The 15,310-nt window shown below is 63.0% G+C and carries 11 protein-coding genes and 1 pseudogene; 7 read left to right on the forward strand and 5 right to left on the reverse strand.

Annotation, left to right across the window (positions count from 1 at the left end; genetic code table 11):
* The first annotated feature begins 148 nt into the window (after positions 1–148).
* Positions 149–3,457 carry a carbamoyl-phosphate synthase large subunit gene (gene carB, locus ACHMWQ_RS20535; RefSeq protein WP_396308889.1) on the forward strand — a complete coding sequence of 1,103 codons (3,309 nt, stop codon included), beginning with the start codon at positions 149–151 and terminating at the stop codon, positions 3,455–3,457.
* Positions 3,458–3,697: 240 nt separating this feature from the next.
* Positions 3,698–4,171 (forward strand): transcription elongation factor GreA, encoded by a 474-nt coding sequence (gene greA, locus ACHMWQ_RS20540; protein WP_354550564.1) that lies wholly within the window; start codon positions 3,698–3,700, stop codon positions 4,169–4,171.
* An 88-nt stretch (positions 4,172–4,259) separates the two neighbouring features.
* On the opposite strand, the gene ACHMWQ_RS20545 is transcribed toward greA, so the two are convergent.
* Entirely contained in the window at positions 4,260–5,357 is a 1,098-nt protein-coding gene (locus ACHMWQ_RS20545; protein ID WP_396308890.1) for a glycosyltransferase family 8 protein, read from the reverse strand.
* A 55-nt stretch (positions 5,358–5,412) separates the two neighbouring features.
* Positions 5,413–6,975: a cytochrome P450 gene (locus ACHMWQ_RS20550; RefSeq protein ID WP_396308891.1), complete on the reverse strand. Its 1,563-nt coding sequence runs from the start codon at positions 6,973–6,975 to the stop codon at positions 5,413–5,415.
* Between ACHMWQ_RS20550 and ACHMWQ_RS20555 the strand changes: the two genes are divergently transcribed.
* The gene (locus tag ACHMWQ_RS20555; protein ID WP_396308892.1) at positions 6,959–7,687 is read left to right on the forward strand and encodes a glycosyltransferase family 25 protein; all 729 of its coding nucleotides are present in this window, start codon (positions 6,959–6,961) and stop codon (positions 7,685–7,687) included. The genes ACHMWQ_RS20550 and ACHMWQ_RS20555 overlap by 17 nt on opposite strands.
* A gap of 47 nt (positions 7,688–7,734) precedes the next feature.
* Here the strand turns inward: ACHMWQ_RS20555 and ACHMWQ_RS20560 are convergent, their stop codons facing one another.
* Positions 7,735–8,619, reverse strand: a complete 885-nt coding sequence (locus ACHMWQ_RS20560) for a hypothetical protein (protein ID WP_396308893.1) — start codon at positions 8,617–8,619, stop codon at positions 7,735–7,737.
* A 428-nt stretch (positions 8,620–9,047) separates the two neighbouring features.
* On the opposite strand from ACHMWQ_RS20560, the gene ACHMWQ_RS20565 reads away from it, so the two are divergent.
* Entirely contained in the window at positions 9,048–9,806 is a 759-nt protein-coding gene (locus ACHMWQ_RS20565; protein WP_396308894.1) for a glycosyltransferase family 2 protein, read from the forward strand.
* 35 nt (positions 9,807–9,841) lie between these two features.
* Here the strand turns inward: ACHMWQ_RS20565 and ACHMWQ_RS20570 are convergent, their stop codons facing one another.
* Positions 9,842–10,306: an Lrp/AsnC family transcriptional regulator gene (locus ACHMWQ_RS20570; protein ID WP_354550575.1), complete on the reverse strand. Its 465-nt coding sequence runs from the start codon at positions 10,304–10,306 to the stop codon at positions 9,842–9,844.
* A 217-nt stretch (positions 10,307–10,523) separates the two neighbouring features.
* On the opposite strand from ACHMWQ_RS20570, the gene trxB reads away from it, so the two are divergent.
* Both trxB and ACHMWQ_RS20580 read left to right on the forward strand, forming a co-directional pair.
* On the forward strand, positions 10,524–11,492 hold the full coding sequence (trxB, locus tag ACHMWQ_RS20575; RefSeq protein WP_396308895.1) for a thioredoxin-disulfide reductase: 969 nt from the start codon (positions 10,524–10,526) through the stop codon (positions 11,490–11,492).
* Between the two features lie 42 nt (positions 11,493–11,534).
* Entirely contained in the window at positions 11,535–12,425 is an 891-nt protein-coding gene (locus ACHMWQ_RS20580; protein ID WP_354550578.1) for a LysR family transcriptional regulator, read from the forward strand.
* A 467-nt stretch (positions 12,426–12,892) separates the two neighbouring features.
* Here ACHMWQ_RS20580 and msrP read toward each other — a convergent pair.
* Positions 12,893–13,865, reverse strand: a pseudogene (gene msrP, locus ACHMWQ_RS20585) (protein-methionine-sulfoxide reductase catalytic subunit MsrP).
* 207 nt (positions 13,866–14,072) lie between these two features.
* On the opposite strand from msrP, the gene ACHMWQ_RS20590 reads away from it, so the two are divergent.
* Positions 14,073–15,275, forward strand: coding sequence for a pyridoxal phosphate-dependent aminotransferase (locus tag ACHMWQ_RS20590; protein WP_354550582.1), 1,203 nt, complete (start codon positions 14,073–14,075; stop codon positions 15,273–15,275).
* Positions 15,276–15,310: the final 35 nt, after the last annotated feature.

Genomic DNA, 15,310 nt, shown 5'->3' on the forward strand with positions numbered 1-15,310 from the left:
TCTAACGTGCGCGCATCGGAGACAGTTGCCTGCAGGGGTTCCCCCTCCCCGCCTTTTCCCCTATAAGGCCGCTCTAGCCTTACACGCCCCCTGCTTGATGGCCCGCGCGGATCACCGCGTCGGGTTTTTTGCTACGCGCGAGACGAAATTGCCGAAACGTACAGATATCCAATCGATCCTGATCATCGGAGCTGGGCCCATCATTATCGGCCAGGCTTGCGAGTTCGATTATTCCGGCACTCAGGCCTGCAAGGCGCTGAAGGATGAAGGATATCGAATCATCCTCGTGAACTCGAATCCGGCAACGATCATGACGGATCCGGATCTCGCGCACGCAACCTATATCGAGCCGATCACGCCGGAGATCGTGGCCAAGATCATCGAGAAGGAGCGCCCCGACGCGCTGCTCCCGACGATGGGCGGCCAGACGGCGCTGAACTGCGCGCTCTCGCTCAAGAAGATGGGCGTGCTCGACAAGTTCAACGTCGAGATGATCGGCGCGACGGCCGAGGCGATCGACAAGGCCGAGGACCGCGAGCGCTTCCGCGATGCGATGACGAAGATCGGGCTGGAGACGCCGCGTTCGCGACTCGCCCATTCGCTCACCGAAGCCCTGCCCGCGCTGGAAGAGATCGGCCTGCCGGTCATCATCCGTCCGTCCTTCACGCTGGGCGGCACCGGCGGCGGCATTGCCTATACGCGCGAGGAATTCATCGAGATCGTCGAGAGCGGCGTCGATGCGTCGCCGACCGACGAGGTCCTGATCGAGGAAAGCGTCCTCGGCTGGAAAGAGTATGAGATGGAGGTGGTCCGCGACAAGAAGGACAACTGCATCATCATCTGCTCGATCGAGAACATCGATCCGATGGGCGTCCACACGGGCGATTCGATCACGGTCGCGCCGGCACTGACCCTGACCGACAAGGAATACCAGATCATGCGCGACGCCTCGCTGGCGGTCCTGCGCGAGATCGGCGTCGAGACGGGCGGCTCCAACGTCCAGTTCGCCGTCAACCCGGCCGATGGCCGCCTGATCGTCATCGAGATGAACCCGCGCGTGTCGCGCTCCTCGGCGCTCGCCTCCAAGGCGACCGGCTTCCCGATCGCCAAGGTCGCGGCCAAGCTCGCCGTCGGCTACACGCTGGACGAACTCGACAACGACATCACGGGCGGCGCGACCCCGGCGTCGTTCGAGCCGACGATCGACTATGTCGTCACCAAGATCCCGCGCTTCGCCTTCGAGAAGTTCCCCGGCGCCTCGCCGGTGCTGACCACCGCGATGAAGTCGGTCGGCGAAGTCATGGCGATCGGCCGCACCTTCCAGGAATCGCTGCAGAAGGCGCTGCGCGGCCTCGAAACCGGCCTTTCCGGCCTCGACGAGATCGAGATCCCCGGCCTCGGCCAGGGCGACGACGCCAATGCCATCCGCGCCGCGATCGGCACGCCGACCCCCAACCGCCTGCTGCAGGCGGCCCAGGCGATGCGGCTGGGCATTTCCGTCGAGCAGGTGCATGACATCTGCAAGATCGACCCGTGGTTCCTTAGGGAAATCAAGGGCATCATTGATACCGAGCTGAAGATCCGCACGCATGGCCTGCCGCAGACGGCGGGCGCGCTGCGCCGCCTGAAGGCGATGGGCTTCTCCGACCAGCGGCTGGCCAACCTGACCGGCAAGTCGGATGGCGAGGTCAAGGCGCTTCGCCTCTCGCTCGGCGTGCATCCGGTCTACAAGCGGATCGACACCTGCGCGGCCGAGTTCGCCTCGCCGACGCCCTACATGTACTCGACCTATGAAGGTCCGTTCACCGGCGAGCCGGTCAGCGAGGCCGAGCCTTCCAACGCCAAGAAGGTGATCATCCTCGGCGGCGGTCCCAACCGCATCGGCCAGGGCATCGAGTTCGACTATTGCTGCTGCCATGCCGCCTTCGCGCTGAAGGATGCCGGCTATGAAGCGATCATGGTCAACTGCAACCCCGAAACCGTCTCGACCGACTACGACACGTCGGACCGGCTCTATTTCGAGCCGCTGACGGCCGAGGACGTGCTGGAGATCATCCGCGTCGAGCAGTCGAACGGCACGCTGCATGGCGTCATCGTGCAGTTCGGCGGCCAGACCCCGCTGAAGCTCGCCGCCGCCCTCGAAGAGGCCGGCGTACCGATCCTCGGCACCTCGCCCGACGCGATCGACCTGGCCGAGGACCGCGACCGCTTCTCGAAGCTGCTGAACAAGCTCGGCATCCGCCAGCCCAAGAACGGCATCGCCTATTCGGTCGAGCAGGCCCGCCTGATCGTCGCCGATCTCGGCTATCCGCTCGTCGTGCGCCCGTCCTATGTGCTCGGCGGCCGCGCCATGCAGATCATCCGCGACGACGATACGCTGTCGGACTACCTGCTCGGCACGCTGCCGGAGCTGGTGCCGGCCGAGGTCAAGGTCCGCTACCCCAACGACAAGACCGGCCAGATCAACACGCTGCTCGGCAAGAACCCGCTGCTGTTCGACCGCTATCTCTCCGATGCGATCGAGGTCGACGTCGACGCGCTCTCCGACGGCAAGACGGTGTTCGTCGCGGGCATCATGGAGCACATCGAGGAAGCCGGCATCCATTCGGGCGACAGCGCCTGCTCGCTGCCGCCCCATTCGCTGAGCCCCGAGATGATCGGCGTGCTGGAGGAGCAGACCCGCAAGCTCGCTCTCGCGCTAGAGGTCGGCGGCCTGATGAACGTGCAGTATGCGATCAAGGACGGCGACATCTACGTGCTCGAAGTGAACCCGCGCGCATCGCGCACGGTGCCCTTCGTCGCCAAGACGATCGGCCTTCCCGTCGCCAAGATCGCCGCCCGCGTCATGGCCGGCGAGAGCCTGGAAAGCTTCGACCTGAAGGCGGCCCGTCGCGACCACATCGCGGTCAAGGAAGCCGTGTTCCCGTTCGCCCGCTTCCCCGGCGTCGACACTTTGCTCGGCCCGGAAATGCGCTCGACCGGCGAGGTCATGGGCCTCGACTATGACTACGCGGTCGCCTTTGCCAAGAGCCAGCTCGGCGCCGGCAACTCGCTGCCCAAGGCCGGCACCGTGTTCGTCTCGATGCGCGATTCCGACAAGGCCGGCATCCTCGAATCGATGCGCCGCCTCGAAGGCCTCGGCTTCAAGATCATCGCGACCAGCGGCACGCAGCGCTTCCTGGCCGAGAACGGCATCGCCTGCTCGAAGATCAACAAGGTCGCCGAAGGCCGCCCGCATATCGTCGACGCGATCAAGAACGGCGACGTGCAGCTGGTCTTCAACACCACCGAGGGCGCCCGCGCGCTCGGCGACAGCCGCTCGATGCGCCGCGCCGCCCTGCTCCACAAGGTGCCGTATTACACGACGCTTTCGGGCGCCGTCGCCGCCTCGCTCGGCATCGAGGCCTATGCCACCGGAACCCTGGAAGTCCGGCCGCTGCAGGCCTATTTCGAGTAGGTTCGTTTCGCTTGCGGGCCTTGGGTCCGCAAGCATCCCCCTTGCGCTTGCCGCAATCGTGGACGACACTCGAAGGCAGAGTTTGCCTCGTAGGTACCCGAAGGAACGCGCGCCTTGATCGGCGCCGGCTTCGGATTTTGAAGTCAGGCAGCTGGTTCCCACGGGCACCGGCGCCTGAATTATTGTGCTTCCACCCTTTTCAGGGCGGCGGCCAAGAAGGAAGAAAAGGCCAGAAAGACCATGGAAAAGGTTCCAATGACCGTTGGCGGTCATGCGGCTCTCGAAGTGGAGCTGAAGCGTCTGACCTCGGAAGAGCGCCCGCGCATCATCGCGGCGATCTCGGAAGCACGCGCGCATGGCGACCTCTCCGAGAACGCCGAATATCACTCCGCCAAGGAAGCCCAGAGCCACAATGAGGGCCGCATCGCGGAGCTCGAGGACAAGCTTTCGCGCGCCGACATCATCGACGTCAGCAAGCTTTCGGGCGAGACGATCAAGTTCGGCGCGACGGTGAAGCTGGTCGACGAGGACACCGAGGAAGAGAAGACCTACCAGATCGTCGGCGATCTGGAGGCCGACGTCCGTTCGGGCCGCATCTCGATCTCCTCGCCGATCGCCCGCGCGCTGATCGGCAAGACGGCGGGCGACACGGTCGCCGTCACCGCCCCCGGCGGCGAACGCTCCTACGAAGTCCTGGAAGTGGCATTCCGCTAAAGGCTGCCTGGATCAGCCCACCCGACGCCTCGCGCGAGCGCGTCGGGTGGGCTTCTCCGCCTATCGCGATCGGATGCAGCCCGGATCGCTATATCGTCGAGCGCACGCGGATGCGCTTCCGGTAGTACCTAACGTCCTCGATGCGGGTATGCTCGAACGGGTCGTCCAAGAGGTCGATGCGACTTATGCCCTGCACCACATCCGCATACCGCCCTTGATCCAGCCGGGTCTGGATCGCCTGCTTGAAAATGCGCCGCATCCGGGACCATTCCTCGAACATGTCACGCGTTCGTTCGGGGCGCGCGTAGTTGTAAACAGCGTGACGGAACCGGTCGCAGACTGCGTGCCAATGATAGGAGCCGGCGCGGAAGGATGAGCGGTCCTTCAGCCCTATGCGCTCGAAAGCCTGGTCGTAGAATTCGACATGCCGCATCCCGAACGGGAACAGCTTTGCATCCCATGGCCGCCGGGGCCCGACATAGTGGACGATCGCCGGATCGATCAACGCCTCCAGTTCGAGCCGCAGCAGGAACGTCTGGAAGTTCCAGCGGGGCGATAGAAGGCTCCACGCGCCCTTCAAGCTGAAATTGAGATAGTCCTGGTCGCCCGACATACCGATGCCTGGCCCCGCATGGTCGCGCTTGAAGGCGGCGTAGCTTGCCAGCATCTCGCGATGATCAAGCGCATTCCACCGCTCGACATCGATCAGCAGCAGGCCGGAATTGAAAGTCCGGCCGTCCTCGACCCCAAGCCGCTTCTTGTATTCGCCAATGTCGAAACGATGGAGGTCAGCCCCTTCATCCATCATCCCCTCGCCCGCGGCGAGCGGCAGCCCCCGCATGTCCAACTCGAAAAGGGGCGAGACTGAGCCGAGCACGCCGACATCCGCGTCGAGATAGAGGGCGCGGTCGTATTGCTCCGCAAACATCATCGGCGCGAACAGGCGGGTGAAGGACATCCGCGCCCAGGCCGCGTCGGTGTTCTCCAGACCGGCCGGGACATGCCTGACCAAGTCGTTGGGGAGTATCCGAACCCCTTCCGGTATCCGATAGCTCGATGCTGCCTTTCCGTCGAGAATGATGACGGCGTCGAAATTGCGGTCCGGCTCCCGCACCAAGGCACTGCTCACGGCGAGCGCGATGGGAAGGAAGCGGTCGTTGACGACAAAATAGACGACGTTCCGCATGGCGATCCCTTGGAAACGGGCTCCTGGCACGGCCACTTCGGCTCGAAAGCCGGGCCTATGCGTCCTGGAGAAGCTTCAACCTGGCGCTGAAGGCACTGCTCGGCTCGAAATGGAAAACACCCCGCGCGGGCGGGCCATCGGAAACGACATCCCATTCGAGGGTCGATGCGAGTTCCTCGATGAAGACGGCACTCGTTTCGATCGTCCAGTCGCCCCCCAGGCAACGGTGCTTGTCCATGCCGAAGGGCGCATACGTGTCCATGGAGTGCTTTTCACCCAAGAAGCGCTCGGTATCGAATGTGGATGGCTCCGCGAACTTGCTGGGGTCGCGATGCCCTTCCCATACACAGATGCGCACGCGGGTATCCTTGGGCAGGAAAAAGCCATCGAAAACGATGTCGCGGGTCGTCGCCCGGTGAATGAACTCGCTCTGCTCCATGCGCAGGGATTCCTGCGCGACGGATCGAGCGAAGGCCCGGCGCTCTGGCCCAGGTGCGGTTGCCCTCACTCTTGCGAGGATGGAAGGGTCCCGCGACAGCATGTTCATGATCCAGAACCAAAGGCCGTGAAGGTCGTAGCGCGACGCTTCCGTCATCTGGATCAGATTGCCGAGGACGGTTTCATCAGGATCTCCCTTGGACAAGGCGACACCGAGCAGACTGTCCGGGGTAGCCCCCTTTTCGATGACCTGACCGACCAAGGCACGCAGACGCCTGTAGGCTGCCCTGTGCTTGTCCTTGGCGACGAGAAAGATGCCGTTGGGGGCATAGTCGTCATAGGCTTTTGCCAAGGGCTCATATAGCGGATCATCCCGCTTGACGCCGAGGATCAGCCGAAGCTGCATTTCCGTGGTCGCCTTCTTGAACGCTCGCGTGATTGTTGCGGCGGAGAGCGGACCTTCCATCTGCGCGAGTTGGACCAGCACCTTCCGCACGACACGCCGCAGGAAAGCATCGTGATCCGCAAGATCGAGGCCCTTGAATACGTCGATGAAGATGCGACGGTACTTGCGATGCGTTTCGCCTTCCAGCGCTCGCAGGAATCCGAACGGGAACAAGTCGCTGAGATCCGTCGTGGCGGCTTTGGTCTTGCCCTCGTTCTCGGTCAGAAACTTTCGTCCGATCTCGTGACCGACGATGCAGGTGGTGAACTTGCCGCCCCACCAGACCTTGAAGATTGGCCCAAGCCGACGCGACTCCTCAAGGAGCAGGAACTGGTTAGCGAGGGCAGTGCTCGACAAGATGCGCAGACGCCCGGGAGGAAGCGGCTTGCCCTTCAGCGCAGCACGAAATCCATGCTGAAGGGTCACACGCCGGAGGTGCAGCGATTTCCCGAAGCGCTTTAATCTGATCAAGCTATTGTCGAGCACATCCAAACTCCCACGGCATAAAAATAATTTCCCTTCCTGGCTGCGCCTGCATGCCCAAATCCCGACAAGAGCGCCTTGATGCGAGGCCACTCGTTCCGCAAAGCATAAGGAAGGATCCAGACCCACATCAGGGCATTTCCTAATGTGATGGTTCCCGCATAGATTCCGCCAGCCACCTTCCAGCACGATCATCCGGCCGTCGAACAGCGCCCATGCAGCAAAGCCAGCCCAAATGAAATCCGTCGTCATCAGCCTTGCCAGAATGACGGAGAGACGATCGCTGATCGCAAGGCAATTTGAAGCAATGGGTCTTGGTTTTGATTTCCTCGACGCCGTCGACGCCCGTCAGAACGAGCACATCCGGCTGTCGCGCTACGACGAAGGCGCTGCCATGGCACGATACAGCGCGCCGCTCACCGCAGCTGAAATTGGATGCTTCGCCAGTCACTATTCCGCCTGGCAACTCTGCGTTGAACGCGACGAGTCGCTTGCCATCTTCGAGGATGACGTCCTGCTCGGCTCGCGCTTCCCGCAGGTTCTCGCCCTCGCCGCCTCGCGCATCGATCAGCATCGACTCATACGGCTCTTCGGCAAGCACAACCGCAGGACACGGCATCTCGAAACGCTCAGCGCCGGCTACACACTTGTTCGCTTCCAGCAGGGCCCCATAGGAACGCAGAGCTATTGCGTGTCCCCTGACGGGGCGCGTGCCCTCCTGTCGAAGGCGACCCTCTGGAACGAACCGGTCGACCACTATCTCGACCGGTTCTGGCTGCACGGCGTCGCGAGCAAGGCGATCGTCCCGTACGAGCTCGAGGAAATGAGCCGCGACATCCTTGTCGGCGCGATCGGAGCACGATCGCATCGCCGAACCGGCATGGCGAAATTCCGGCGCGAACTCAGCCGCCAAACCGATGTGCTGGCGCGCCTGATCTACAACATTCGCCACTGGCCGCGCTGACCCACGCTTTTCAAACATCATCGGAACGGATGGACCGCGAACGCTGTTCAAGTGAGCTCCATGACCCGCGCTTCACCTACCGGTGTGGCGATCAGGTGCGCGAGGCGGTCCTGGTTTTCGCGGACATAGGTTGGAAACGTGTGATCCACGATGCGATGGTGCAATCGGCGGCTGCCCATCTCGCTTATCGAGATCCCCGCCGAAAGCAGGCGCTGCAGCCGGTCCGAGGTCAGGTAGTCCTCCGGCACAGTGTCATGCGCCGCATAGGACTTCAGCTTGCGCCGGATCGCCTCGATGCCACCGAGATAAGAAAAGTGCCATCCGGCGTTCCGAACGACCCGCCGTCGCACTGGGCGCCCCATTTGGAACGATGCCTTGATCGCCCGCATGACATCTCGCCGCCATATGGGAGACGGCCCATACACCTTTCGCAGTCGCTCCATCGTCTTCAGATCCGCACGCCGGATGGCGCGGGGGCCGCTCCGCAGCCAGAACTCATCGATCTCCAGATTGAGAAAGTAGTTGAACATCCGCAGTTCGAAACAGATCACTTCGCCAGACCGGGGCGGCTGCTGGACAAGGTCGATCATGGCGTCGGCGGAGACGATTTCATCGAGATCAGATAGCAGGACGATATCGTCAGGCGCCGAATCGCGCAGTCCGCCCTTCAGAGCATCGCATTGTCGCCGACGGCGATCCCAACCATCCCCATCCAACCCAGCCGTGTCGACGACGATGTAGTCGATCTTGCTCTCGAAAGCCCGGAATCGAGCCCGTTCGCGCTCAAAATACAAAGGTTTCTTCTGGCCTGAAAAAGTGGTCGTCGCCTCGGCAATAACAAAACGGTGCACGAAGGGCGCCATTTCATTCAGACGGATTTCCAGTAAATCAAGCTCGTTGAACAATAGAAAGCAGTCGAAAATTCGCGGCATTGCGCACCCCTAGGACCAATCCTTTCCCAAAAAGGCGCCATTATTCCGCCTGCCTGACGACAAGCGGATATGCACATCCCTTTTCTGCCCCGCTCCCCGGCCTCAACGTAACCGCTGCGCACCGAACCAGAGATGTCAGACATTATAATTTCAACTCAGAACGACGCTAGGGAAGGCGCGGGGTAATTCCCGAAAGTCACGCGTTCTTCGCCCTATTTACGAACTATAGTGACCTTTTAGTCTCAATAGAGAACTCTATGCGCGCGCAGGACAGATGCTTCAACCGCAAGATGCGACAGTCCAGAGCGCGCGGCACGGCCATGGACCGAGAAGACTGGCTTCGCGGGAAAAGCTCGACTACGCAATCGCCTGCACTCCCGGACTCGGGAATGCCGACGCACGATTGAACAGCGACGGGAATACTCGACATGCACTCTGGCAAGACAGCAACCAAGCTGTCCGCGACCATCATCACCAAGAACGAGGCGCGGGACCTGCCGGCCTGTCTTGCTTCGCTGGCGTTCTGCGACGAGATCGTCGTCGTCGACAGCGGGTCGACCGATGCCACGGTGGCGATCGCTGAGGCGCATGGGTGCCGGGTCCTCATCCGCACCGACTGGATCGGCTTCGGCGCCCAGAAACAGCGCGCCCTCGACGCCGCGACCGGCGACTGGGTGCTGTCGATCGACGCCGACGAGACCATTCCGCCGGCGCTCGCCGCGGAAATCCGCGCCGCCATCGCAACCGGCGCGAATGCCGGCTATCGCATCAACCGGCTCAATATCTTTCTCGGCAAGCCGCTCCGCCATGGCGGCTGGTATCCGGACTATCACGTGCGCGTCGTCCGGCGCGATCTCGCGCGCTTCACCCCGGATATCGTGCACGAATCCCTGGTTGTGGAAGGCAAGGTCGGCGACCTTCGCCACGACATGCCGCATCAGACCTACCGCGATATCGACGAACTGCTGGACAAGCAGCGCCGCTATGCGATTTCGGGCGGCGAGCAACGTCGGAGCCGTCACAAGGGCGGCGTCTTCCGAGCCGCCCGGCGCGCGACGCGAACCTTCCTGAAGCTCTACATCCTCAAGCGCGGCTTCCTCGACGGCCGCGAGGGCTTCCTCGCCGCTGCTGCCAACACCCAGGAAAATCTTCTGGCGCTATGTGTCGGCCGGGTGGACGGCGCCTGAAGCGGATAGCGCCGCCGAGCCGAAGAGCGTGTCCCCTACTCGATCGGAACCAGGGGCTCATCCTTGATGCGGCGGATGGTGAGGGTGGTGCGGACGCTGGCGACATTGGCCGCGGCCGTGAGCTCCTCGACGAAAGCCTGAAACGACTTCAGCGTGGGCGCGACGCATTTCAGGATGAAATCCGCCTCGCCCGACAGCATGTAGCACTCGCGCACGATCGACCAGTCGCGGACGCGGGCGCCGAAGGCGGTCAGATCCGCTTCCGCCTGGCTGGAAAGGCCGATCATCGCGAAGGCCGTGACGTCGTAGCCCAGCGCCCCTTCATCGACCAGGGCGCGATAGCCCTCGATGATGCCCGCCTCCTCCAGCGCGCGCATGCGGCGCAGGCAGGGAGGCGCGGAGATGCCGGCGCGGCGGGCCAGCTCGACATTGGTGATGCGACCGTCAGCCTGAAGCTCCTTCAGGATCTTCCAGTCGATCGCGTCTAAACGGGCTTTCACACGGGCCTCACGGCTAAAGAGCCTCTAACGGGAAAGAAAGCCGGGGATGCCGGTCGGCAATCGGATATTCGAGTCTGGCCCAATTGCCATGATTCGGAAACAATTGATCGCGAGAACGCACAGGATCGCATAGCTTGCATGTTTGCATGCGTTCCACTCAACCCTCCAGAGCCGCGGCCTTCAAAAGGGCGCGCCTCGACATTATGTCTGGCCCATCATGCAGCACGCAAAGCTCATCATCGTCGGATCCGGCCCTTCCGGCTACACCGCCGCCATCTATGCAGCCCGCGCCATGCTGGAACCGATGCTGATTGCCGGCGTCCAGCCCGGCGGCCAGCTCACCATCACCACCGATGTCGAGAACTATCCGGGCTTCGCCGACGTCATCCAGGGTCCCTGGCTGATGGAGCAGATGCGCGCCCAGGCTGAGCATGTCGGCACCAAGATGGTCTCCGACCATATCGTCGAGGCCGACCTGTCGCAGCGCCCCTTCATCCTCAAGGGTGATTCCGGCGAGATCTACGCCGCCGACACGCTGGTGATCGCCACCGGCGCGCAGGCGAAGTGGCTCGGCATCGACAGCGAGCAGAAGTTCAAGGGCTTTGGCGTTTCCGCCTGCGCCACCTGCGACGGCTTCTTCTATCGCGACAAGGAGGTCGTGGTGGTCGGCGGCGGCAACACGGCCGTCGAGGAAGCGCTCTATCTGGCGCATATCGCCAAGAAGGTGACGCTGATCCATCGCCGCGACCATTTCCGCGCCGAGCGGATTCTGCAGAACCGCCTGTTCGGGCTCGATAATGTCGAGGTCATCTGGGACACTGTCGTCGACGAGGTGCTCGGCAAGACCGGCTTCCCGCCTTCGGTGACCGGCGTCCGGCTGCGCAATGTCGTGACCGGCGAGGTCAGCGAGCGCGAGACCCATGGCGTCTTCGTCGCCATCGGCCACGCGCCGGCCGTCGAGATCGTCCGCGGCCAGCTCGACCTCAAGCCGTCGGGCTATATCTGGACGGCGCCCGATTCGACCGCGACCAGCATTCCCGGCGTGTTTGCCGCCGGCGACGTGACGGACGAGACCTTCCGCCAGGCCGTGACCGCGGCGGGACAGGGCTGCATGGCGGCGCTCGAGGCCGAGCGCTGGCTGGCCATCAATCCGGTTGTGAACGAGACCGCAGCCGCCGCCGAATAAATGCAATAGTAGGGCTGGTGCTGCGGAGGGGGCTGTCCAACCATGGACTGGGATAAACTGAGAATCTTTCATGCCGCCGCGCAGGCCGGCTCCTTCACCCATGCCGGCGAGGCGCTGGGGATGAGCCAGTCCGCCGTCAGCCGCCAGGTCGGTGCGCTGGAGCAGGATCTCGGTGTCCCCCTCTTCCACCGCCATGCGCGCGGGCTGATCCTGTCGGAACAGGGCGAACTGCTCTACCGCACGTCGCAGGACGTGATGCAGAAGCTTGAGGGCGTGAAGATCCGCCTGACCGACTCGCGTGAGAAGCCGACGGGTACGCTGCGCATCACCACCACGGTGGCGCTCGGCTCGACCTGGCTGACGCAGCGCCTCAACGAATTCGTCGACCTGCACCCGGATCTCAACCTGCACCTGATCCTCGACGATCAGGAGCTGGATCTCACCATGCGCCAGGCCGATGTCGCCATCCGCCTGCGCCAGCCCGTTCAGCCCGACCTGATCCAGCGCCGCCTGTTCACGGCGCATTATCACGTCTACGCCTCGGAAGATTACGTCGCCCGCTTCGGCAAGCCCGAGACGCTGGACGACCTCGAAGGCCACCGCATCGTCACCTTCGGCGTGCCGGTGCCGCCCAATATCCGCGACGTGAACTGGCTGGAGATCGCCGGGCGCTCCTCCGACAACCCGCGCGAGCCGGTGGTCCGGATCAACAACATCTATGCGATCAAGGCGGCCGTCGAGCGCGGCACGGGAATCGCCATCCTGCCCGACTACATGATCGAGGAAGGCTCCTCGCTGGTGAAGCTGATGCCCGAGGCGCAGGTGCCGAGCTTCCCGACCTATTTCTGCTATCCGTCCGAGCTGAAGAATTCGGCACGCGTCACGGCTTTCCGCGATTTCATGCTGGCCAGCGCCCAGAACTGGCAGTTCTGAGCGCATCGCCCCGAATCCGGGCACGGTTTGATGACAATTCCGGGACAAAATCGCCGGGTATTTTTATTGTATTTTTGAGGCTGCCGATTTTAGGGCGAAGTGGAGAAATTTTTTCCACCGCGCCCGAATCTTCCCCGAGCTTTGGCAGACCAATCGGCGTAAGACGAACGGATCGTTGCGTCATATCAAAATTGCATAGCTGAGATGCACCGCTGCTGGTTGATTAGGCATCCTGATCAATCCATATACGGGACAGTTGATGCGTTGGGCCCCTTGCTCCCTCCTCCCTGCGAAGGGTTCGACCTCAGCTGTTCCCCTCTGGAAGGTGTTTGCTGCGCATTTCCCTGCCGCAGCAACAAAGACTTAGCCGGGCCTCGCAAGAGTGCCCGGCCTTTTCTTTTCTAAGCCAGCTTTTTGCCGCGGGCGGGACGCGCCTGCCCACAGCTTTGCCTAATCCGCAGGCATGCTCACATATAGAGCGGCTCGCTCTCCATGCCCTTGTAGAGCCCGGCGACGAACTCCCCATAGCCGTTGAACAGCTTCGTCGGCACGCGCTCATTGGTGCCGATCACGGTCTCGGAAGCCTGGCTCCAGCGCGGATGCGGCACCTCGGGATTCACATTGGCCCAGAAGCCGTATTCCGACGATTGCAGCTGCTGCCAGAAGTTCACCGGCTGCTCCTCGACGAAGCTCACCTTGACGATCGACTTGATCGATTTGAAGCCGTACTTCCAAGGCGTGTGCAGGCGGATCGGCGCGCCCATCTGCTTCAGCAGCGGCTTGCCATAAACGCCGGTCACCATGAAGGCCAGTTCGTTCATCGCTTCGGCCATGGTCAGGCCCTCGACATAGGGCCAGGGATAGAAGGGCTGATTTTGCCCAGGCGCCATGGCCGGATCCAGGAAGGTCTCCATCCGGATGTATTTCGCGCCCGACAGCGGCTTGGCGAAGGCGACAAGGTCGGCGAGCGGGAAGCCGGTCCAGGGCACCGTCATCGACCAGGCCTCGACGCAGCGATGGCGATAGAGGCGTTCCTCCAGCTTCATGGCCTTGAGGAGATCGTCGATGTCGACCGTCTTCTCTTTTTCCACCATGCCGCCGAACTGGATCGTCCAGGGTCGGATCTTCAGCGCCTGCGCTGCGTCGGCCAGCTGCTTGTCGGTGCTGTACTCATAGAAATTGTTGTAGTTGGCGTTGATCGTCTCCGGCGTCACGGGACGCTCGATCGTGTAGCGCGGATTGCGCTTGGCCGGGTAAAGCCCGGCGCTCGGGATCGGTTTCTGCGGCGCGGGCGATGCCCGGCAGCGCCATGGAACCTGCCGCCAGTCCCACCGTCCCAATGCCGGCCGCAGCCAGGATCTCGCGGCGATTGAGAAAGACCGATTCGGGGGTCGCCCGGCTCTCGGGAATCTCCCAGCCGCGCTTGCGACGAATAAGCATCGTTCTCTCCAGATTTCAGGATTGGCCCCGCCGGGCAACAACTAGGAACTTCGTCCCAAAGGTCAAATCACTTTGGCGTTGGTGGCAGCCGCCGCGGCAGATCGCGAAGCAACCCGGCAACCGTTGTCTTCCCTTGCCAACGTGCCCCTCGCAGACTAGGTTCCGCGCCGCACAAATCCTTCCGTTTTTCCATCTTCGGAGCCCCAAATGGCCTTCCTCGCCGATAGCCTCGCCCGCATCAAGCCGTCCGCGACCATCGCGGTCACGAACAAGGCGCGCGAGTTGAAAGCGGCCGGTCGCGACGTCATCGGGCTCGGCGCGGGCGAGCCTGATTTCGATACGCCGGAGAACATCAAGGAAGCCGCCATCCAGGCGATCCGCGAGGGCAAGACCAAGTACACCGCCGTCGACGGCATTCCCGAGCTGAAGGCGGCGATCTCCGCCAAGTTCAAGCGCGAGAACAACCTGACCTATGCCCCGAACCAGATCACGGTCGGCACGGGCGGCAAGCAGGTGCTCTACAACGCGCTGATGGCGACGCTGAACCCCGGCGACGAGGTCATCATCCCGGCGCCCTACTGGGTTTCCTACCCGGAGATCGTGGCGCTTGGCGGCGGCACGCCGGTCGAGATCGTCGGACCGCAATCGCAGGGCTTCAAAATCGGCCCGGACGCGCTCGAAGCCGCGATCACGCCGAAGACCAAGTGGCTGATCCTGAACTCGCCGTCCAACCCGACCGGCGCCGGCTACACGCGGGCCGAGCTCAAGGCGCTCGCCGATGTGCTGCTCAAGCATCCGCAGGTCTGGATCATGACCGACGACATGTATGAGCATCTCGTCTTCGACGGTTTCGAGTTCGCGACCATCGCCGAGGTCGAGCCCAGGCTCTATGACCGCACGCTGACCGTAAACGGCGTCTCCAAGGCCTATGCCATGACCGGCTGGCGCATCGGCTATGCCGGCGGCCCGGTCGAGCTGATCAAGGCGATCGGCACGATCCAGTCGCAGTCGACCTCGAACCCGTCGTCGATTTCGCAATGGGCCGCCGTCGAGGCGCTGAACGGTCCGCAGGACTACATCCCGAAGAACGCCGAGATCTTCAAGAAGCGCCGCGACCTCGTGGTCTCGATGCTGAACCAGGCCAACGGCATCGTCTGCCCGAACCCGGAAGGCGCGTTCTACGTGTTCCCGTCCTGCGCCGGCACGCTCGGCAAGACCACGGCCGGCGGCAAGCTGCTGAAGACCGACGAGGACTTCGTCACGGCGCTGCTGGAAGAGGAAGGCGTCGCGGTCGTCCAGGGCTCGGCCTTTGGCCTGGCGCCCTATTTCCGCATCTCCTACGCCACCTCGACCGAGGCGCTGGAAGAGGCCTGCACGCGCATCCAGCGCTTCTGCGGCAATCTCCGCTAGGGCATTCGCGCCAGGCGGGGAAGCCGGGCGAGCGA

Source organism: Kaistia sp. UC242_56 (assembly GCF_044452255.1).
Classification (GTDB): domain Bacteria; phylum Pseudomonadota; class Alphaproteobacteria; order Rhizobiales; family Kaistiaceae; genus Kaistia; species Kaistia defluvii_A.

Coding starts and splice junctions, on each gene's coding strand:
- ACHMWQ_RS20580 (WP_354550578.1), top strand. CDS start 11,535: ATGGACTGGGATAAACTGAGAATCTTTCATGCCGCCGCGCAGGCCGGC.
- ACHMWQ_RS20560 (WP_396308893.1), bottom strand. CDS start 8,619: ATGCCGCGAATTTTCGACTGCTTTCTATTGTTCAACGAGCTTGATTTA.
- trxB (WP_396308895.1), top strand. CDS start 10,524: ATGCAGCACGCAAAGCTCATCATCGTCGGATCCGGCCCTTCCGGCTAC.
- greA (WP_354550564.1), top strand. CDS start 3,698: ATGGAAAAGGTTCCAATGACCGTTGGCGGTCATGCGGCTCTCGAAGTG.
- ACHMWQ_RS20550 (WP_396308891.1), bottom strand. CDS start 6,975: ATGACGACGGATTTCATTTGGGCTGGCTTTGCTGCATGGGCGCTGTTC.
- ACHMWQ_RS20545 (WP_396308890.1), bottom strand. CDS start 5,357: ATGCGGAACGTCGTCTATTTTGTCGTCAACGACCGCTTCCTTCCCATC.
- ACHMWQ_RS20565 (WP_396308894.1), top strand. CDS start 9,048: ATGCACTCTGGCAAGACAGCAACCAAGCTGTCCGCGACCATCATCACC.
- ACHMWQ_RS20555 (WP_396308892.1), top strand. CDS start 6,959: ATGAAATCCGTCGTCATCAGCCTTGCCAGAATGACGGAGAGACGATCG.
- ACHMWQ_RS20590 (WP_354550582.1), top strand. CDS start 14,073: ATGGCCTTCCTCGCCGATAGCCTCGCCCGCATCAAGCCGTCCGCGACC.